A 19,689-nucleotide genomic window follows, 5' to 3' on the forward strand; every position below is an offset into this window, starting at 1 on the left:
TTCACAGGTTCGGTTCATGTTTTGCAGGCGACTGGCCGCGCGCATCGCGTGCGCGACGGCTATTCTCATCAGCCCACCCCTGGTGCTGACGTCACACGCCCAGACGCTGACGATGCGCGCAGCGCTCTCGCGCGCGCTGGCCGCGAGCCCGCGCCTGACGGCGGCGGAGCGCGACGTCGGCATTGCCACGGGACAACGCATCCAGGCCGGCGCCCTTCTCAATCCGGAACTGTCCTATGAACAGGACAATTCATTCGGGTCGGGCATCTATCGCGGCACGCGATCGGCCGAGACCACGCTCCAGATCAGCCAGGCCTTCGAGCTGTTCGGCAAGCGCGACGCCAGGATCGCGGCCGGACAGGCCGGCATCGAGGTCGCCGCGATCCAGCGCAAAGCTGTCAGGTTGGAGGTGCTGTCGGAGACCGCGATCGCATTCCTGAGCGTGCTCGGCGCGCAGCGGCGCATCCAGATCCTCGACGAGCAAATTGTCGCGATCGACCGGCTGACGCCGCTGCTCCGCCGCCGCGTCGAGGCCGGCGCCTCCTCCCCGGCCGAGACCGGCCGCGCCGAGGTCGCCTCCGCGCTGGTCAAGGCCGATCGCGAACGCCTCAAGGCGACGCTGGCGAGTGCCCGGCGCGAGCTGGCGGTGCTGATGGGCGATCCAGCGGCGAAATTCGGCGAGGTCTCCGGCCGGCTCGACACCACGGGACGCCCGCCCTCCTTCCAGGCGGTGATCGCCGCCATCGATGCCAATCCTCAACTGGTGCGCTGGACGGCGGTCTTTGCCCAGCGCAATGCCGAACTGTTGATGGCGCGGCTCAAGCCCTATCCGGACGTGCGGATCGCGGCAGGCTGGCGCCATTTCAACGAGACCAATGACGATGCGGCGCGCCTCACCGTCTCGGTGCCGATCCCCGTGTTCGACCAGAACCAGGGCAACATCCTCTCCGCGCAGGAAAGCCTCGCCAAGACCAGGGCCGAGCGCGAGGCCAACCGCAACACGCTGATCGTGATTGCGGGCCGCGCCTATGACTCGCTCCAGGGCTCGCTGCGCGAGCTCGCCGTGCTGCGCGAGACCGCCATCCCCAAGGCCACCGAGGCTGCGGACGCGATCGCGCAAGGTTACGGCCAGGGCCGCTTCACCCTGCTCGAAGTGCTCGATGCCCAGGCCAGCGTCGCGCAGGCGCGGCTGCGCGAGCAGGAGGCGCTGCAGAATTTCCATGCCGGGGTGGCGACCATCGAAGGTCTCGTCGGCAATCCCTTTGCACTGGCCCGGGAGGGCGCACGATGAAGACATCCTCCACCATCCTCGTCGCGATCGTCACCGCAGCGCTCGGTGCCTATGGCTACGCCATGCTTGCACCGGTCAGGGTCGCACCGACCGAGCATGCCGCCGACAAGAAGCCGGAGAAACCGAACGACCATGTCGAGCAGGACGAGCACGGCGCCGACCGCATCCGCATATCCGACGTCAAGCTGGCCGCCGCCGGCGTGACGCTGGCGGAGGCCGCGGGCGCCACGCTGACCGACACGCTGGCCTTCAACGGCATCCTGCGCGCCAACCAGGAGGCGGTCGTTCAGGTCACACCCCGCTTTCCCGGAATTGCAAAATCGATCCAGAAGCGCATCGGCGACAGGGTCGCAAGGGACGACCTGCTCGCTGCGATCGAGAGCAACCAGAGCCTCACCGTCTATGAGCTGAAGGCGCCGATCGCCGGCACCGTCATCGAGCGGCAGATCTCGCTCGGCGAATACGCCTCCGAGCAGAAACCGGCCTTCGTCGTCGCCGACCTCTCCAGCATCTGGGTCGATCTGTCGATCTACCGGCAGGACCTCCGGCGCGTCCGCCTGGGCGACGAGGTGCTGATCGATCCCGACGATGGCCGCGGCGAGATCAAGGGCGCGATCTCCTACATGGCGCCGATCGGCTCGAGCGAGACCCAGACCGCGCTGGCGCGCGTGGTGCTGCCGAATCCCGATGGCCGGCTTCGCCCCGGCCTGTTCGTCACGGCGCGGCTGATCCTCGCCGCCCGCAACGTCGCAGTTGCCGTGCGCCGAAGTGCGATCCAGACGCTGGAGAACAGGACCATCGTGTTCGTCCGCGAGGACGGCGACAAGATCGAGGCGCGCCCCGTGGAGCTCGGCGACTCCGATCCGAAATTCGTGGAGATCCGCGCAGGGCTCTCCGTCGGCGAGCGCTACGTCGCCGAGAACAGTTTTGTGGTCAAGGCGGAGATGGGCAAGGGAGACGCCGACCATGATTGACGCCCTCCTCGCCTTCTCCATTCGTCAACGATGGCTCGTGGTCCTGTTCGCGCTCGCGGCCGGCGCCTTCGGCGCCTGGAATTTCACCCGCCTGCCGATCGACGCGGTGCCCGACGTCACCAACGTCCAGGTCCAGATCAACACGCGGGCGCCGGGCCTGTCGCCGCTCGAAGCCGAGCAGCGCATCACCTTCCCGATCGAGACCGCGATGGGCGGCCTGCCCAGGCTCGACTACACCCGCTCGATCTCGCGCTACGGTCTGAGTCAGGTCACCGTCGTATTCCAGGACGGCACCGACATCTATTTTGCGCGCCAGCTCGTCAACGAGCGCATCCAGCAGGCAAGGGACCAACTGCCTGCAGGCACCGAGGTCGCGATGGGGCCGATCTCGACTGGGCTCGGCGAGATCTATGTCTACTCGGTCGAGGCCAAGGCCGGCGCGAAGTCGCCGTCCGGCGCCGAGTTCACGCCGACGGAACTGCGCACCATCCAGGACTGGATCATCAAGCCGCAACTGCGCACCATCCCCGGCGTGATCGAGGTCAACTCGATCGGCGGTCATGAGCGGCAATTCCACGTCCTGCCGATCCCCGGCCGGCTGATGGCCTACAAGCTCGGCTTCCGCGACATCATGACGGCGCTGGCCGCCAACAACGCCAATGTCGGCGCCGGCTATATCGAGCGCAACGGCGAGCAATATCTCGTCCGCGCGCCCGGCCAGGTCGCCAATATCGAGGAGATCCGCGACGTCGTGATCGGCTCGCGCGGCGGCGTGCCGGTGCGTATCCGCGACGTCGCCGACGTCCAGGAAGGCCAGGACCTGCGCTCGGGCGCTGCGACCACGAACGGCAGCGAGACCGTCCTCGGCACCGCCATGCTGCTGATCGGCGAGAACAGCCGCACCGTGGCCCAGCGCGTGAAGGCGAGGCTCACGGAGATCGCGAAATCGCTTCCCGACGGCGTGGTCGCGCGCGCCGTCTACGACCGCACGCATCTCGTGGAAGCCACCATCCAGACCGTCGAGAAGAACCTCGTCGAGGGCGCGGCGCTGGTGATCGCGGTGCTGTTCCTGATCCTCGGCAACATCCGCGCCGCGCTGATCACGGCCTGCGTCATCCCGCTGTCGATGCTGTTCACGATATCAGGCATGGTCGAGAGCAAGGTCAGCGCCAATCTGATGAGTCTGGGCGCCATCGACTTCGGCATCATCGTCGACGGCGCGGTCATCATCGTCGAAAACTGCCTGCGGCTGCTCGCCGCCGAGCAGCACCGGCGTGGCCGGCTGCTGTCGCTCGAGGAACGGATGGCGACGATCCGCACTGGTGCCAGCGAGGTCATCAAGCCGAGCCTGTTCGGCACGCTCATCATTGCCGTGGTCTACCTGCCGGTCCTGACCTTGACGGGGACCGAAGGCAAGATGTTCACGCCGATGGCCCTGACCGTGCTGATGGCGCTCGCGGGCGCGGCGCTGTTGTCGATCACCTTCGTCCCGGCCGCGGTGGCGATCTTCGTCACCGGCAAGGTCTCGGAGCAGGAAAACATCTTCATGCGGGCGGCCAAGCGGCTCTACGTCCCCCTGCTCGACCGCGCCGTCCGCTACCGCAGCAGCGTCGCACTCGGCGCGCTGCTGATCGTCGCCGGCAGCGTCTTCGCCGCGACGCGCATGGGCGGCGAATTCATTCCGAGCCTCGATGAAGGCGATATTACCATCGAGACCATCCGGATTCCCGGCACCAGCCTGACCCAGAGCGTCGACATGCAGCTCCGGCTGGAGACGGCGGTCAAGCAGGTTCCGGAGGTCGCCACCATCTTCTCCAAGATCGGTACCGCCGAGATCGCCAACGACCCGATGCCGCCGAACGTCGCCGACACCTACGTCACGCTGAAGCCGCGCGAGGAATGGCCCGATCCCGCCAAGCCGAAGAACGAAGTGATCGAGGAGATCGAGCGCGCCGCCAACACCCTGCCCGGCTCGGCTTACGGCATGACCCAGCCGATCCAGATGCGCTTCAACGAGCTCATCGCCGGCATTCGCAGCGACGTCGGCGTCAAGATCTTCGGCGACGATCTCGACGTGCTCGCCGGCATCGCCCAGCAGGTCAACGGCGTGGTCCGCGGCATCGAGGGCGCCGCGGACGTCAAGACCGAACAGGTCGCGGGCCTGCCGATCCTCACCGTCAGGCTCGACCGTCAGGCGCTGTCGCGCTATGGCCTCAGCCTCAGCGAGGTGCAAAACCTGGTCGAGATCGCGATCGGCGGCAAGCCGGTCGGAAAGCTGTTCGAGGGAGATCGCCGCTTCGACATCGTGGTGCGGCTGCCGGAGAGCCTGCGCGCCAACCCCGACACGATCAAGTCGCTGCCGATCCCGCTGCCGCCGGGCGAGGATACCGCGGCCGTCACCAAGACCGCCTGGCCGGGGGCATCGGGAACGGCACTGCGCTACGTCCCCCTGTCCTCCGTTGCGGCAATCGAGATCGCACCCGGCCCGAACCAGATCAGCCGCGAGAACGGCAAGCGCCGCGTCGTCGTGATGGCCAATGTCAGGGGACGCGATTTGCGCTCCTTCGTCGCCGAGACCCAGGCCGTCGTTGCGGAGAAGGTCAAGCTGCCGCCCGGCTACTGGATCGGCTGGGGCGGACAGTTCGAGCAGCTGGTCTCCGCCACCAAGCGACTGACCATCGTCGTACCGGTGGCGCTGCTGCTGGTGTTCCTGCTGCTTTTCATGGGCATGGGATCGGCGGCGGATGCGGCGCTGGTGTTCTCCGGCGTGCCGCTGGCGCTGACCGGCGGCGTCGCCGCGCTCCTGCTGCGCGGTATTCCCTTGTCGATCAGCGCCGGCGTCGGCTTCATCGCGCTGTCGGGCGTCGCCGTGCTCAACGGCCTCGTCATCATCGCCTTTATCGAGCGGCTGCGCAGCGAGGGACGTCCCATTGCGGAGGCCGTGCGCGAGGGCGCGCTGACCCGCCTGCGCCCGGTGTTGATGACCGCGCTCGTCGCCTCCCTCGGCTTCGTGCCGATGGCGCTCGCCACAGGCCCCGGCGCCGAGGTGCAGCGGCCGCTTGCGACCGTGGTGATCGGCGGCATCATCTCCTCGACCGTGCTGACGCTCCTGGTGCTGCCGGCGCTCTACGTGCTGTTCCGGCGTGACGGGGCTACCGAAACGCCTACAATGGCGCCTGATTTGGCAGCTTCCGGGGAGCGCTAGATTTGGGCAGCCACGACCATCACGGCCATCATCATGACCATGCCGGCCATGCCCATGATCATGGCCATGGTCACGACCACGGCCATGATCACGGTCTTGGCCACGCGCATGTCCATGCCCCCGCCAGTTTCGGCAAGGCGTTCGCGATCGGCATTTCGCTCAACGTCGCGCTGGTCGTGGCCGAGGCGGTCTACGGCTATATCGGCAACTCCACCGCGCTGCTTGCGGACGCCGGGCACAATCTTTCCGACGTCCTCGGCCTGGTCGTGGCGTGGGGCGCCTCGATCGCGGCGCGGCGCGCGCCGCGCGGCCGCTTCACCTATGGCCTGCGTGCCTCGACCATCCTGGCGGCACTGGCCAACGCGGTGTTCCTGCTGGTCGCGACCGGCGCGATCGGCTGGGAGGCGATTTTGCGCCTGCGCGAGCCGGAGCCGGTCGCGGGGGTGACCGTGATGGTGGTCGCCGGCATCGGCATCCTCGTCAACGGCTTCACCGCCATGCTGTTCGCGCGCGGCCGCAAGGACGACATCAACATCGAAGGCGCCTATCTGCACATGGCCGCCGACGCCGCCGTCTCGCTCGGCGTCGTGGTCTCGGCGGCGCTGATCATCTGGACCGGCTGGCTCTGGCTCGATCCCGTCACCAGCCTCGTCATCTGCGCCACCATCCTCTGGAGCACGACCAGCCTGCTCCGCGGCTCCATCGACATGTCGATGGCGGCCGCCCCCAAGGGCACCGACCTTGCCGCCATCAGGGCCTTTCTACAGGAACGGCCCGGCGTCACCGCCATCCACGATCTTCACGTCTGGCCGATCTCGACCACCGAGACGGCCCTGACCTGCCACCTCGTCATGCCCGCAGGTAGCGGCGATGCGTTCCTGATGGAGACGGCGCAACTGCTGAAGGCGTCCTTCCGCATCGGCCACACCACGCTTCAGATCGAGACGCATCCGGACAATGGCTGTGCGCTGGCGCCGGATGATGTGGTGTGAGGCGGCATTTGCTCAGCTTCAACTGCCGATGTCGTCCCGGACAAGCGCGCCTCAAGCGCGCGCAGATCCGGGACCCATAACCACAGGGAGAAGTTTGGCGAAGACTTGGAGTTGTCAGCGTCGCGCTACAACTTCTCCCTGTGGTTATGGGTCCCGGCCTTCGCCGGGACGACGCTGAGTATGTGGTCGCGCAGCTTGCGCTACAGCGGCGTTTGAACAGCGCGCCTACGCCGCCTTCGCCGTCACGATCCAGATCGCGCCCTGCAGCGCCACCGACTGTCCCTTCAAAAACGGCGCCAGCATCTCGCGGATCGAGGCTTTTGCGGCCTCATACGTCTCCGGCGGATGCCCTTGCAGCGCACGGCTGGCGGGCCCGATCTGGAGCGAGCCCTCGACGGCCGCATCGAGACCGCCGCCGATCGCGACATCCATCGCGAGATTGTGCGGCTCCATTGCCACATCGACGAAGCCTGCACCTTTCAGGATGCGCGTCACGCGCTCCTCCGATGCAAAGGCGAACGGGCCCGGCTCCTCCGGCCCGACCGGCGGCATCTTCGGCACGTGTTTGTAGACCGCCATCAGCGGCGCCATCATCCAGGGATTTTCCTTCGGCTCGCGCCAGCAGGCAAAGGCAAGCCGCCCGGACGGCTTCAGCGCACGACGAAGATTGGTGAAGGACGCGATGGGATCGGCGAAGAACATGACGCCGAACCGCGATGCGAGCAGATCAAAGCTCGCCGGCTCGAACGGATGGACCGTCGCATCCGCCAACACGAACTCGAGCGGAAGGCCATTCGGCGCCAGCGCACGTGCCTGCGACAGCATCGGATCGGAGACGTCGAGCCCGAGCGCAAATCCGTTCGGCGTCACCTCCTTTGCAAACGCAACCGTCGTCGCACCGGAGCCGCAGCCGACGTCGATGACGCGCTCGCCCGGCTTCGGCTTGGCCCGTGCGATCAGGACATCGGCGATCGGTCCGAGTAGCCGCTCCTGCGCCGCGTGGCGGTCGGCCCAGCGCTGCCCGCTCGGTCCGTTCCAATAGGCGATCTGGTCGGCGTTCTGCGCGTCACCGCTGGGCTGTTGCATCGGAACCTCATCGCACGCACTCGCGCGCCGTTTACGCTTCGTAATGGTGCATATTCCGCAAGCCGGCGGCCCGCGCCGATCGCGGGGCCTCAAGCGATGCGCTTGACGAGCTGCGCCGGATTTCCGCCCATCATGACATTCGGCTCGACATCGGTACTGATCAGGCTGCCAGCCATGACCTGAACATTGTCGCCGATGATCCTGTTCGGAAGGACGCCGCTCTTCATGCCAAAGAAGCAATTGGCGCCAACCCTGACCCCGCCGCCGAACGTCACGCCGACCGTCACCTGGGACAGCGCACCGAGAGCACAATCGTGGTCGACGCTGGAAAGGGTGTTGACGATCGTGTCGCGCCCGATCAGGGCTCTGGAGCCGATGACAGCACCGGCCCCGATCACGGCGCCGCTCTCGATTTCGGCATCCTTCGCGACAAAGGCTGTCGGAGCGATGCACGGCGGCATATTCACCTTGGCTGCCCGCAAGCGCGATGCACAGAGTTCGCGCGCCGCGTTGGCTCCTATTCCGAGGTAGGCATCCCCGAGCGGGAGCTCACGGAAATACTCGTCCTCGGACATCATGCTTCCCGGCAGCGCCGCCTGGCCGTCCAGGCTGCGAACGACAAAGACCGGCGCTACATCGAGGAACGAGGCGATCACGCGCGCATGGCCACCCGCACCGAAGATATATGCCTTAGCCACGGGATGTCTTCGTCATCATGTAGGCCATCACGACACCTTCGCTCCTGGAAGCATTCCCTTGACCAGGGATCACATAACCCGACGCGGATGGCCGGATAGACCGCATCAGCAAGCGTATCTGGTGGGCGGTCACGGATTCGAACCGCGGACCCTCTCGGTGTAAACGAGATGCTCTAACCAGCTGAGCTAACCGCCCCTCGCCGCCTCTTTATCCCTACCCGCCCTCGGTGGGCAAGTACGGAACATCAATCCCCCGGCCTCCCCGGCAGCGCCGGCACGGCGTCGATCCAGACCGCCGCCGACTGGCACCAGATCTGCCGGCTGGGCCTCAGAGCGTCGCGCTGGCGGATGCTGCCCCAGCGGATGCCCCAATCATCGGCCTGGTCGCCCTCGCCGCTGGTGAACAGCGGGGAACCGCAATCGGCGCAAAAATGCTGGAAGCGCATCCGGCCGTTGTCGCCCCGCTTGCCGTAGATTTTCGGCGTGCCGCCGGTGAGCCTGACGTCGCCGGCGGAACAGATCGCGGTGACCCGGAACGGCGATCCCGTCAGCGTCTGGCAGTCCCGGCAATGGCAGATCGAGACCGCCTCGGGGTCGATCTCGGCTTCAAAGGTGATCTGCCCGCAATGGCATTGCCCGTCGATCTGCATCGCCATCGTTCCCTTGCCTCAAAACAAAAACGGCGCCCGAAGGCGCCGTTTTATCATCTTTCGCTGGAGATCAGTGAGCGGTCAGGCCGCCGGCGGCTTCGTCGCCGTCCGGCTTCACCGTCACCTTGGTGTCCTCTTCCCAGACGATCGGCACCGGCTTCTTCACCAGGGCCTTGGCGACGACGTCATCCAGCCGCGAGACCGGGATGATCTCCATGCCGCCCTTGATCGCATCGGAAATCTCCGTGAGATCCTTAGCGTTGTCCTCCGGGATCAGCACCGTCTTGATGCCGCCGCGGGCAGCAGCCAGCAGCTTCTCCTTCAGACCGCCGATCGGCAGCACGCGGCCGCGCAGCGTGATCTCGCCGGTCATCGCGACGTCGTGGCGGACCGGGATTCCGGTCATCACCGAGATGATCGCGGTGGCCATCGCCACGCCCGCCGACGGACCGTCCTTCGGCGTCGCGCCTTCCGGCACGTGCACGTGGATGTCGCGCCGGTCGAACAGCGGCGGCTCGATGCCGTAGACGATCGCGCGCGAGCGGACGTAGGACGCCGCCGCCGAGATCGATTCCTTCATCACGTCGCGCAGGTTGCCCGTGACCGTCATCTTGCCCTTGCCGGGCATCATGACGCCTTCGATCGTCAGCAGCTCGCCGCCGACATCGGTCCAGGCAAGGCCGGTGACGATGCCGACCTGCGGCTCGCTCTCGATCTCGCCGAAGCGGTACTTCGGCACACCCAGCAGCTCTTCGAGAGACTTCTCGGTGACCTTGACCGACTTCTTCTTGGAGATCATCAGCTCCTTCACCGCCTTGCGGGCGAGTGTGGAGAGCTCACGCTCCAGGTTACGCACGCCCGCTTCGCGGGTGTAGCGACGGATCAGCAGCAGCAGCGCGTCGTCGTCGATCGAGAACTCCTTGGAGTCCAGGCCGTGCTTGGACACCGCGTTCGGGATCAGATGCTTGCGCGCGATCTCGACCTTCTCGTTCTCGGTGTAGCCCGCGATCCGGATGATCTCCATGCGGTCCATCAGCGGGCCGGGAATATTGAGCGTATTCGCGGTTGTGATGAACATCACGTTGGACAGATCGTAGTCGACCTCGAGATAGTGGTCGTTGAAGGTCCCGTTCTGCTCGGGGTCGAGGACCTCGAGCAAAGCCGAGGACGGATCGCCGCGGAAGTCGGCGCCCATCTTGTCGATTTCGTCCAGCAGGAACAGCGGATTGGACGACTTGGCTTTCCGCATCGACTGGATGATCTTGCCGGGCATGGAGCCGATATAGGTGCGGCGGTGACCGCGGATCTCGGCCTCGTCGCGCACGCCGCCGAGCGAGACGCGCACGAACTCGCGCCCGGTCGCCTTCGCGATCGACTTGCCGAGCGAGGTCTTGCCGACGCCGGGAGGTCCGACGAGGCACAGGATCGGTCCCGTCAGCTTGTTGGCGCGCGACTGCACCGCGAGATACTCGACGATGCGTTCCTTGACCTTCTCCAGACCGTAGTGATCGGAGTCCAGGATGGCCTGCGCCGATTCCAGGTCCTTCTTGACCTTGGACTTCTTGTTCCACGGGATCGACAGCAGCCAATCCAGATAGTTGCGCACGACGGTCGCTTCCGCGGACATCGGCGACATCTGGCGCAGCTTCTTCAATTCGTGCTGCGCCTTCTCGCGCGCTTCCTTGGAGAGCTTGGTCTTGGAGATCTTCTCTTCGAGATCGGCGAGCTCGTCGCGACCGTCGTCGTCGCCGAGTTCCTTCTGGATCGCCTTCATCTGCTCGTTGAGATAATACTCGCGCTGGGTCTTCTCCATCTGGCGCTTGACGCGCGAGCGGATGCGCTTCTCGACCTGGAGCACCGAGATCTCGCTCTCCATCAGGCCCAGCACCTTCTCGAGGCGCGTGGTGACCGACAGCGTCTCCAGGATGCCCTGGCGATCCGCGATCTTGACGGCGAGATGGGAGGCGACGGTGTCGGCGAGCTTGGCGAAATCGGTGATCGCCTGCACGACGCCGACGACCTCGGCCGAGATCTTCTTGTTGAGCTTCACATAGCTCTCGAAGTCGGACACGACCGAGCGCGCCAGCGCCTCCGCCTCGACCGACTTCGCATCGGTGTCGGCCAGCGCAATGGCGGTCGCTTCATAGTAGTCGGCGCGATCGGTGTATTTCTGCACGCGCGCACGCTCGAGCCCTTCGACCAGCACCTTCACGGTGCCGTCGGGAAGCTTCAAGAGCTGGAGCACGCTGGCAAGCGTACCGGTCTCGTAAATCGCATCGGGCGCCGGATCATCGTCGGACGCGTTCTTCTGCGTTGCGAGCATGATCAGCGCGTCGTTCTTCATCACCTCTTCGAGCGCGCGGATCGACTTCTCGCGGCCGACGAAGAGCGGCACGATCATGTGCGGGAAGACGACGATGTCGCGCAAGGGAAGCACGGGATAAGCGTGCGTCTCGCCATGGACGATGGTTGGCCGGGGTTTTGGATTAGTCATGGCCTTTTCCTTTTGCTTTGCCCCCTTGCACGCAGCCCGCCATGCTCATGCGCAACCGCCACAAGGTGCCGAGGTGATCCACAAAACCGGTCTACCATTCGAAGGGCGGACCGGGCTTGCCGGATCGGAACTGAGGCGAATCTTGAAGAGAATTCACGCTCGCCGCCGACATTAGGTGGCTATCGACCCGGGGGGTGTCAAGTCATTGAAAAACGCGCGCCATCAGGCGCTTACGCACACGGGTAAGCGACGCAAACTCGGCTGCGGAGATGCATTCCGCAGCCGTCACCTCTCAGGACGATTGGAGCGTTCCAGCGCCGCAAATCAGGCGCTGGCGTTCTCGACGGCACGATCGGATCGATCGGCGTAGATGTAGAGCGGACGGGCCGTGCCTTCCACGACTTCGCGCGAAATCACAACTTCTTCCACACCTTCCAGACCCGGCAGGTCGAACATGGTCTCGAGCAGGATCGCCTCGAGGATCGAACGCAGGCCTCGCGCGCCGGTCTTGCGCTCGATCGCCTTGCGGGCGACCGCGCCAAGCGCCTCGTCGGCGAAGGTCAGCTCGATGTTCTCCATCTCGAACAGGCGCTGATACTGCTTCACCAGCGCGTTCTTCGGCTCGGTCAGGATCTTCTTCAGCGAGGTCTCGTCCAGATCCTCGAGCGTCGCCACGACAGGCAGACGGCCGACGAACTCGGGGATGAGGCCGTACTTCAGCAGATCCTCAGGCTCGACGTGACGGAAGATCTCGCCGGTACGGCGGTCCTCCGGCGCGAGCACCTGGGCGCCAAAGCCGATCGAGGTCGACCGACCGCGCGCCGAGATGATCTTCTCGAGGCCCGCGAAGGCGCCGCCGCAGATGAACAGGATGTTGGTGGTATCCACCTGCAGGAATTCCTGCTGCGGATGCTTCCGGCCGCCCTGCGGCGGGACCGAAGCCACCGTGCCTTCCATGATCTTGAGCAGCGCCTGCTGCACGCCCTCACCCGACACGTCGCGCGTGATCGAGGGATTGTCGGACTTGCGGCTAATCTTGTCGATTTCGTCGATGTAGACGATGCCGCGCTGGGCGCGCTCGACATTGTAGTCGGCGGCCTGGAGCAGCTTCAGGATGATGTTCTCGACGTCCTCACCGACATAGCCGGCTTCGGTCAGCGTCGTCGCGTCCGCCATCGTGAACGGCACGTCCAGAATGCGGGCGAGCGTCTGCGCGAGCAGCGTCTTGCCCGAACCGGTCGGACCGATCAGCAGGATGTTCGACTTCGCGAGCTCGACGTCGTTGTGCTTGGTCTGGTGGTTGAGGCGCTTGTAGTGGTTGTGCACCGCGACCGACAGGACCTTCTTCGCATGGCTCTGGCCGATCACGTAATCGTCCAGCACCTTGCAGATTTCCTTCGGCGTCGGAATGCCGTCGCGCGACTTGACCAGCGAGGACTTGTTCTCCTCGCGGATGATGTCCATGCAAAGCTCGACGCACTCGTCGCAAATGAAGACCGTGGGACCCGCGATCAGTTTGCGGACTTCGTGCTGGCTCTTGCCGCAGAACGAGCAATATAGCGTGTTCTTGGAGTCGCTCGTGCCGACCTTACTCATTCATGTCTCCGTCCGCGGTTCGATCCCGTTCCGCTCGATCGCTCCATCCCGACACACCGGTCGGTATGAAGCTCAAATAGAGCAAATTCCGTACCAAAAAAGACCCTACGCGTTACATCCCGTGCGAATCGCGGTCACTCGATTCTTCCGCGATCATAGCGGATCATTCGTAGCCAACCATGCTGTCACCCGACTATCAAGAATTCGCTAATCGGGGCTCGCCGGCTACCCGTGACAATACCGTGATTTCAGGTCTTGGCACGGGCGAAGTGATCGAAATCACCCCGGCGTTGCTGGATTGCCACGAAAAACAAGCACGAAAGCGGAACTTTCAGCCTGTCGCAGGGCACAAAACGGCGTTTTGCGATGCGCACACGAGTTCTAAACGTGAACGCTCCCCTGGAGGTCCCCGGCGACCCCGAGGGATCGCCGTTGCCGACCAGTAGTGCTACTGGGTCTTCGCTGCTGCCGGCTCTTCGGCGCGCTTGTCGATGACCCTGTCGACCAGGCCGAACTCCTTGGCGTCGTTGGCGGTCAGGAACTTGTCGCGTTCCAGCGCATCCTCGATCGTCTTGTAGGTCTGGCCGGTGTGCTTCACGTAGATCTCGTTGAGCCGCTTCTTCAGGTTCAGGATTTCCTGCGCGTGCAGCATGATGTCGGTGGCCTGACCCTGGAAGCCGCCAGACGGCTGGTGCACCATGATGCGCGCGTTCGGCAGCGAGAAGCGCATGTCCTTCTCGCCGGCGGCGAGCAGCAGCGAGCCCATCGAAGCCGCCTGCCCCGTGCACAGCGTCGAGACCGGCGGGCGGATGAACTGCATGGTGTCGTAGATCGCAAGGCCCGACGTCACCACGCCGCCCGGCGAGTTGATGTACATCGAGATTTCCTTCTTCGGATTTTCCGCTTCAAGGAACAGCAGCTGCGCGACAACCAGCGTCGACATGCCGTCCTCGACCGGACCGGTCAGGAAAATGATGCGCTCTTTCAGCAGGCGCGAGAAAATGTCGTAGGCGCGCTCGCCACGGTTGGTCTGCTCGACCACCATGGGCACGAGGTTCATGTAGGTTTCAACCGGATCGCGCATGAGTCACCTAGGGTTTTCGGAGGCGGACATCGCCACTCTTGGCTGCCAGTTTGGCTGGATTTGCCGGAAGGCCGATGGACGCCCGTGATGCAGGAAGTTGGTAGCGTAGTAATTTGGGTACAGTGTGTACCGACAGATATAGCCCAATTCGCGCCAGACAAGTGCGGAGCGAATTAAGGCTTAATCCGCCGGGCACTTGAAGCTGATTCTCGCAAAAAGGCCCAGCCAGCCACATGGCTAGCCGGGCCCTTCCGCTGATCATCCTTAATAGAAGACTGTCTCAAAGCCTTCAGGCCGCGGTCTTTTCCGCCTCGTCGTCCTTGTAGAGGTCCTCGCGCGAGACCTTCTTCTCGGTCACGTTGGCGAGCTCGAGGATGAAGTCGACGACCTTGTCCTCGTAGATCGGTGCACGGAGCTGGGCCAGCGCCTGGGCGTTGCTGCGGTAATAGTCCCAGACTTCCTTCTCACGGCCGGGCATCGAACGAGCGCGCTCGATCACGGCGCGGCCGACCTCGTCGTCGGTCACGGTGATCTTGTTCTTCTCGCCGATCTCGGAGAGCACGAGGCCGAGCCGCACCCGGCGGTCGGCGATCTTGCGGTACTCTTCCTTCGCCTTGTCTTCAGTGGTGTCCTCGTCGGCAAAGGTCTTGCCGGCCGAGTCCATCTCGGCCTTGACCGAGTTCCACATCAGATTGAACTCCTCGTCGACGAGCGAGGGCGGCGCCTCGAAGCGATGCGCCTCGTCGAGACGGTCGAGCAGCGCACGCTTGACGCGCTGGCGCGTCGCACCCGCGAACTCGGCAACCAGACGCTCGCGCGCGGCTTCCTTCAGCTTGTCCAGCGATTCGAGGCCGAGCGTCTTGGCGAACTCGTCGTCGATCGCAATGTCCTGCGGCGCTTCGATCGAGGTTGCGGTGGTCTCGAACTCGGCCGGCTGGCCGGCGAGCTTGTCGTTCATGTAGTTCTTGGGGAACGACACCTTCAGCGTGCGCGTCTCGCCCGCGCCGATGCCGGTGAGCTGCTCCTCGAAGCCGGGGATGAAGGTGTTGGAGCCGATCACGACCTGGATACCCTCGCCGGTGCCGCCCTCGAAGGCTTCGCCGTTGATGGTGCCCTTGAAGCTGACGGTGACGCGGTCGCCGGACTCGGCCTTGGCGCCCTCGGCCTTCGCGGTATAGCCGCGGTTGCTGTCGGCGATGCGCTTGATCGCCTCGTCGACGTCGGAGTCGGTAACGTCAGCCACGGGCTTCTCGACCTGGAACGTCTTGAAGTCGGCGAGCGCGATCGACGGCACCACCTCGATCGCGACCGTGTAGGTCAGATCGGTCTTGCCGCTCAGCAGCTCCTCGACCTCGGCCTGCTCGCTCGGCATCGTGATCTTCGGCTCGGTCGCGAGGCGGAAGCCGCGCTCGGAGAACAGCTGCGTGTTGGTGTCGCGGATGGTCTGGTCGATGGTCTCGGCCATCACCGAGCGGCCATAGACCTTCTTGAGATGGGTGACCGGCACCTTGCCGGGACGGAAGCCGTTGATGCGAACCTTGTCCTTGAGGTCGACGAGCTTGGCGCCGGCCTTGGCGTCGAGATCAGACGCGGGAACGCTGATCTTGAACTCGTGCTTCAAACCTTCCGAGAGGGTTTCTGTGACCTGCATGGCGTCCAATCTTCTTCTCGTTCGGTCCCGGCACGCATGCGTCGGGACGCTGTCATTAATCGATCCGGCGCGAGGCAAACGCCTCAATGCCGGTGGTTCATCAGAGCCCTGCTCCCGACGGAAAACATCCGCACGAAGCGAGGCCCTTCGGTAATCCGTGCAAACGCTGAAAGCGCTTGGTGCGGGCGGAGGGACTCGAACCCCCACAACTTTCGTCACTGGAACCTAAATCCAGCGCGTCTACCAGTTCCGCCACGCCCGCGTGAATTTGCATCAAGACCGGCCGCGATGCCGCGGGCGGCCGGGCTTATAGCATGCGCCTGACTGTTCGCAGCAAAAAAATGGCCTGATGGCGGCAGGCTTCAAGTAGGCACGATGGCTGGACTTATCCAGCGCGGCGTGGTCCGGATCGGGCCATGAAACCGCGGATCATTGACCCCAATCGGCGTGAGGTTTTGGCCGGCCTTCTTGGCGGCCTCGGAGCCTCGGCGGCCGGGTTGATGGCCGGTGGCGCAGCCCCACCCGTGACTGCCCAGCTCGCCCTCCAGGCCCGCCTGGCGACCTTGGCCTTGAGGCCGGGTCAGCCGCCTACACCCGTCTGGGAGCTGGCCGCCGTAAGCCATACCAGGAGCGTCCATCTCAAGCGTGGCGACCGCTGCGAGGTGGTGTTCCGTAACGACCTGCCTGTGCCACTTGCGCCAGTCTGGTACGGCATCAACGGCCCGGCTGCGGCCGACCCGCTGCGGGGGCGCGCGCCGACCGCGCCGGATGCGACTGAAACTTCAATTATTTCAATACCAAACGCCGGTACCCTGCTGACCGACTTTCGTCTCTTCGAGGACGGCCTGAAGCAACCGGCGCGCCCACTTCCGATCATCGCGGAGGAGACGAGCCGCATCGCCGTCGATCGTGACGAGGTTCTGCTGATCGAGGAATGGCGCCTGCGGCCGGACGGGACAGCGCTGCCCCCGGGCCGTGACCCGAAGGACACGACCCCGCTCTATACGATCAACGGGCAGACTTCATGCGAACTCTCAGCCGCGGCCAATGAGCGGCTGCGGTTGCGCTTTATCAATGGCTCCCAACGCACTGTTCTGGCAATCAAATTGGAAAGTCACGACGTCCGCGTGATGGCTCTGGACGGACAGCCGGCCGAACCGTTCCCGGCGCGCAATGGCGCCCTGGTGCTGGCTCCCGGCGCGCGTGCCGACGCCTTTGTTGATGCAGCCACATCGGCCCCCTTTCAGCTGCATGACGGCAAGGAGGCCCGCCCGATCGGAAACCTCACGATCTCCGGCACGATGGAGCGGCGCGCGCCGCTGTCGCCGCCACAGCCGCTCCCTGCGAATGCCCTGCCCGACCAGCTCGATCTCAGAGGCGCCCTGCGGTTCGATGTCGCGCTCGGTGCAGCCGATACTGGCTGGGCGCGGCCTGCGAATTTCTCGGCCGCCTCGGCGCCCGCCTTCCGCGCCAGGACCGGCCGCACCGTCGTGCTGGCCCTCAAGAACCCCGCGCCCCTCACCGCCGTCTTCCATCTGCACGGCCACCACTTCCGCCTGCTCGACCGCCTCGACGATGGCTGGAAGCCCTACTGGCTCGACACGCTCGCGGTCGAGCCCGGCCAGACCCAGCGGATCGCGTTCGCGGCGACCTCACCCGGACGCTGGCTGATCGAATCCGTCGTGACCGACTGGGCCGCGCCGCGGCTGGTGCGCTGGTACGCGGTGGAGTGAGCTATGCGCGCGCCCAGACGTAGCGGGCGTCGGGCTCCTTCTCCTCGTTCCGCGCCCCGTCCGTCTGCTCGACCAACGCGAATCCACGGGCCTCGTAGAAGCGTCGCGCGCATTCGTTGCACTGGAAGGTCCAGAGCTCCAGCCGTTCGCAGGCACGCTTGGCCACATCGAGGAGCTCGGTGCCAACACCGCGGCCCTGGGCAGCGGGAAGGACATAGAGCTGCTCGACCCAGCCATCGCGGAAGGCAATGAGCCCGCTGAGTGCGTCCTGGTCGAAGCGGCCCCACACGCGGCACGTTTTGAAAATATGCTCGCGATAGAACCAGCGATCCTCCTCCGGCGTGTGCAGCCCGACGAGCCGGGGCATCGCCTGGTCAAACGCGATCCGATGGACCTGCGCGGCCGCGCCCATGTCGGTCAGCGCGAGCTGCCTCAGCACTAGTACTCGATCCCCAGCGCATTATAGATCCGCCGGTGCACGGCCGGCAGCGTCTCGGTGAGATCTTCCGCGATCAGCCCCGGCCCCGCCTCGCTTGCCGCCTCGCCATGCATCCACACGCCGATGCTGGCGGCTTCGAAGGCCGGCACACCCTGCGCCAAAAGCCCTGCGATGACGCCGGAGAGCACGTCGCCGGCGCCCGCTGTGGCCAGCCAGGGCGGCGCGTTGGCGGCGATGGTGGCACGGCCGTCGGGCGCGGCGATGGTGGTATCCGGCCCCTTCAGCAGCACCACGGCGCCGGAACGTTCGGCGGCGGCGCGGACGCGCTCGAGCTTGGAGCGGCCGGGATGCTTGTTGCTGAGATCGGAGAACAGGCGCGGGAATTCACCCTCGTGCGGCGTCAGCACCACCGCACTGTCCTGCGAGGACTTGATCGATTCAAACAGGCGCTCGGGATTCGCGGCAAAGCTCGTCAGCGCATCCGCGTCCAGCACCAGGTGTCGTTGCGCGGTAAGCGCCGTGTGGACGAAATCGCAGGTGCGATCGCCGACGCCCGTGCCGGGGCCAATGATGCAGGTGTTGTAGCGCTTGTCGCCGAGCAGCTCGCCAAACTCGATCGCGGTGTCGACGGGGCGAACCATCACCGCAGTCAGCGCCGCCGCATTGATCGCGAGCGCATCGCGCGGGCTCGCCAGCGTCACCAAGCCGGCACCGGCCCGCAACGCGCCGCGCGCGGCGAGCCGCGCCGCACCGGTCGCGGCTGCGTCGCCCGAGACCGCCAGCACATGCCCTCGCGCATATTTGTGGCCGTCGATCCGCGGCACCGGAAAGGCCGCGCCCCAGAAATCCGGATCGTTCTCGAAGGTCTGCGGCCTGATCTCGTCCAGCACCTGTGCATCGATACCGATGTCGGCAACGCGCACGCGACCGCAATGCATCCGCCCCGGCAGCAGCAGGTGCGCCGCCTTCTTGCGGAAGAAGGTGACGGTCTCGGTGGCGTTGACTGCAGCGCCCAGCACGGCGGCGCTGGTGCCGTTGATGCCGCTCGGCAGATCGACCGCAAGCACCAAGGCACCGTTGGCGTTGATCGCCTCGATCATCGCGCGCGCCTCGCCGTCGACGGTGCGGCTGAGGCCCGCACCGAACAGCGCATCGATGATCAGCGCCGGCTTTCCGATCGCCTGTGGATTGAACGGGAGCACCGGGTGTTTCCAGCCGCGCGCGGCGGAGGCCGCATCGCCCTGGAGCTGGTCGCGCTCGCACATCAGGATCACCGAGACCTCGCGGCCCTGGGCGGCGAGCTCGGCGGCTGCGACAAAACCGTCGCCGCCATTGTTGCCGGGGCCGGCCACGATCAGGATCGGCCCCTCCTCCACCAGCGCATGGGCGGCCTCAGCGACCGCCTGGCCCGCGCTCAGCATCAGCTTGAAGCCGGGCGTGCCGGCCGCGATCGAGAGCTGGTCGGCGCGCTGCATTTCGGCGTTGGTCAGAACTTCCATGCCACTTCCCTGTACAAACGCCTCTTCAGCAGGCATCTTCCGTGCCGATCCGACCGGCGGAACGTCGATTTGCACATAGATTGAACCGTTTGCCTATTTCGTAGTCTTCGGTATTTTGGGCCGGTCGGCTCCACCTATCAGAGATGCTCGTTAAAAGGCTGATAACGCTCCAATAATCAGGGCATTTGCAACTTGGCATAGACCCTGCTTTCGAGGAAGCCGCTTCGGTTCGTCGTGCTCACTGACGTCTATCAGGGTGTGACCGGCCGTTGGTGCCGGACTGGTCAGGGATCCCGG

14 protein-coding genes and 2 tRNA genes are annotated in these 19,689 nt (G+C 65.3%); 5 read left to right on the plus strand and 11 right to left on the minus strand.

Annotated features, from left to right (window positions below; all coding sequences use genetic code 11):
• The first annotated feature begins 16 nt into the window (after positions 1–16).
• From ihpA to A3M7_RS0130650, 4 genes are read left to right on the plus strand one after another with little or no spacing between them, the layout of a single operon-like run.
• Positions 17–1,291 (plus strand): divalent metal ion exporter subunit IhpA, encoded by a 1,275-nt coding sequence (gene ihpA / locus A3M7_RS0130635; protein WP_027547352.1) that lies wholly within the window; start codon positions 17–19, stop codon positions 1,289–1,291.
• Positions 1,288–2,265: a divalent metal ion exporter adaptor subunit IhpB gene (gene ihpB / locus A3M7_RS0130640; RefSeq protein WP_027547353.1), complete on the plus strand. Its 978-nt coding sequence runs from the start codon at positions 1,288–1,290 to the stop codon at positions 2,263–2,265. Before ihpA ends, ihpB begins: the two co-directional genes overlap by 4 nt.
• The gene (ihpC, locus tag A3M7_RS0130645; protein WP_027547354.1) at positions 2,258–5,470 is read left to right on the plus strand and encodes a divalent metal ion exporter subunit IhpC; all 3,213 of its coding nucleotides are present in this window, start codon (positions 2,258–2,260) and stop codon (positions 5,468–5,470) included. Before ihpB ends, ihpC begins: the two co-directional genes overlap by 8 nt.
• A gap of 2 nt (positions 5,471–5,472) precedes the next feature.
• Positions 5,473–6,462 carry a cation diffusion facilitator family transporter gene (locus tag A3M7_RS0130650; protein WP_027547355.1) on the plus strand — a complete coding sequence of 330 codons (990 nt, stop codon included), beginning with the start codon at positions 5,473–5,475 and terminating at the stop codon, positions 6,460–6,462.
• A 225-nt stretch (positions 6,463–6,687) separates the two neighbouring features.
• Here A3M7_RS0130650 and A3M7_RS0130655 read toward each other — a convergent pair whose 3' ends face one another.
• The 9 genes from A3M7_RS0130655 to A3M7_RS0130695 form a co-directional block, all read right to left on the minus strand.
• On the minus strand, positions 6,688–7,548 hold the full coding sequence (locus A3M7_RS0130655; RefSeq protein WP_027547356.1) for a class I SAM-dependent methyltransferase: 861 nt from the start codon (positions 7,546–7,548) through the stop codon (positions 6,688–6,690).
• 89 nt (positions 7,549–7,637) lie between these two features.
• Entirely contained in the window at positions 7,638–8,204 is a 567-nt protein-coding gene (locus A3M7_RS0130660) for a hypothetical protein (protein ID WP_156937019.1), read from the minus strand.
• Between the two features lie 161 nt (positions 8,205–8,365).
• Positions 8,366–8,442 (minus strand) — tRNA-Val (locus tag A3M7_RS0130665).
• Positions 8,443–8,491: 49 nt separating this feature from the next.
• Entirely contained in the window at positions 8,492–8,896 is a 405-nt protein-coding gene (locus A3M7_RS0130670; protein ID WP_027547358.1) for a GFA family protein, read from the minus strand.
• Between the two features lie 70 nt (positions 8,897–8,966).
• Positions 8,967–11,390, minus strand: a complete 2,424-nt coding sequence (lon, locus tag A3M7_RS0130675; RefSeq protein ID WP_027547359.1) for an endopeptidase La — start codon at positions 11,388–11,390, stop codon at positions 8,967–8,969.
• A gap of 324 nt (positions 11,391–11,714) precedes the next feature.
• Positions 11,715–12,986, minus strand: coding sequence for an ATP-dependent Clp protease ATP-binding subunit ClpX (clpX, locus tag A3M7_RS0130680; RefSeq protein ID WP_008547851.1), 1,272 nt, complete (start codon positions 12,984–12,986; stop codon positions 11,715–11,717).
• A gap of 448 nt (positions 12,987–13,434) precedes the next feature.
• Positions 13,435–14,070: an ATP-dependent Clp protease proteolytic subunit gene (locus A3M7_RS0130685; protein WP_011087708.1), complete on the minus strand. Its 636-nt coding sequence runs from the start codon at positions 14,068–14,070 to the stop codon at positions 13,435–13,437.
• A 289-nt stretch (positions 14,071–14,359) separates the two neighbouring features.
• The gene (gene tig, locus A3M7_RS0130690) at positions 14,360–15,721 is read right to left on the minus strand and encodes a trigger factor (RefSeq protein WP_027547360.1); all 1,362 of its coding nucleotides are present in this window, start codon (positions 15,719–15,721) and stop codon (positions 14,360–14,362) included.
• Between the two features lie 177 nt (positions 15,722–15,898).
• Positions 15,899–15,983, minus strand: a tRNA-Leu gene (locus A3M7_RS0130695).
• A 154-nt stretch (positions 15,984–16,137) separates the two neighbouring features.
• Between A3M7_RS0130695 and A3M7_RS0130700 the strand changes: the two genes are divergently transcribed.
• Positions 16,138–17,454: a multicopper oxidase family protein gene (locus A3M7_RS0130700; RefSeq protein WP_027547361.1), complete on the plus strand. Its 1,317-nt coding sequence runs from the start codon at positions 16,138–16,140 to the stop codon at positions 17,452–17,454.
• A gap of 1 nt (position 17,455) precedes the next feature.
• Here the strand turns inward: A3M7_RS0130700 and A3M7_RS0130705 are convergent, their stop codons facing one another.
• Entirely contained in the window at positions 17,456–17,893 is a 438-nt protein-coding gene (locus A3M7_RS0130705; protein ID WP_027547362.1) for a GNAT family N-acetyltransferase, read from the minus strand.
• Complete coding sequence (locus tag A3M7_RS0130710; RefSeq protein WP_027547363.1) at positions 17,893–19,392, minus strand: bifunctional ADP-dependent NAD(P)H-hydrate dehydratase/NAD(P)H-hydrate epimerase; 1,500 nt, start codon at positions 19,390–19,392, stop codon at positions 17,893–17,895. The genes A3M7_RS0130705 and A3M7_RS0130710 overlap by 1 nt, the downstream gene beginning before the upstream one ends.
• Between the last annotated feature and the right edge of the window lie 297 nt (positions 19,393–19,689).

The sequence above is a fragment of the Bradyrhizobium sp. WSM2254 genome, assembly GCF_000472645.1.
GTDB classification, from domain to species: Bacteria; Pseudomonadota; Alphaproteobacteria; order Rhizobiales; family Xanthobacteraceae; genus Bradyrhizobium; species Bradyrhizobium niftali.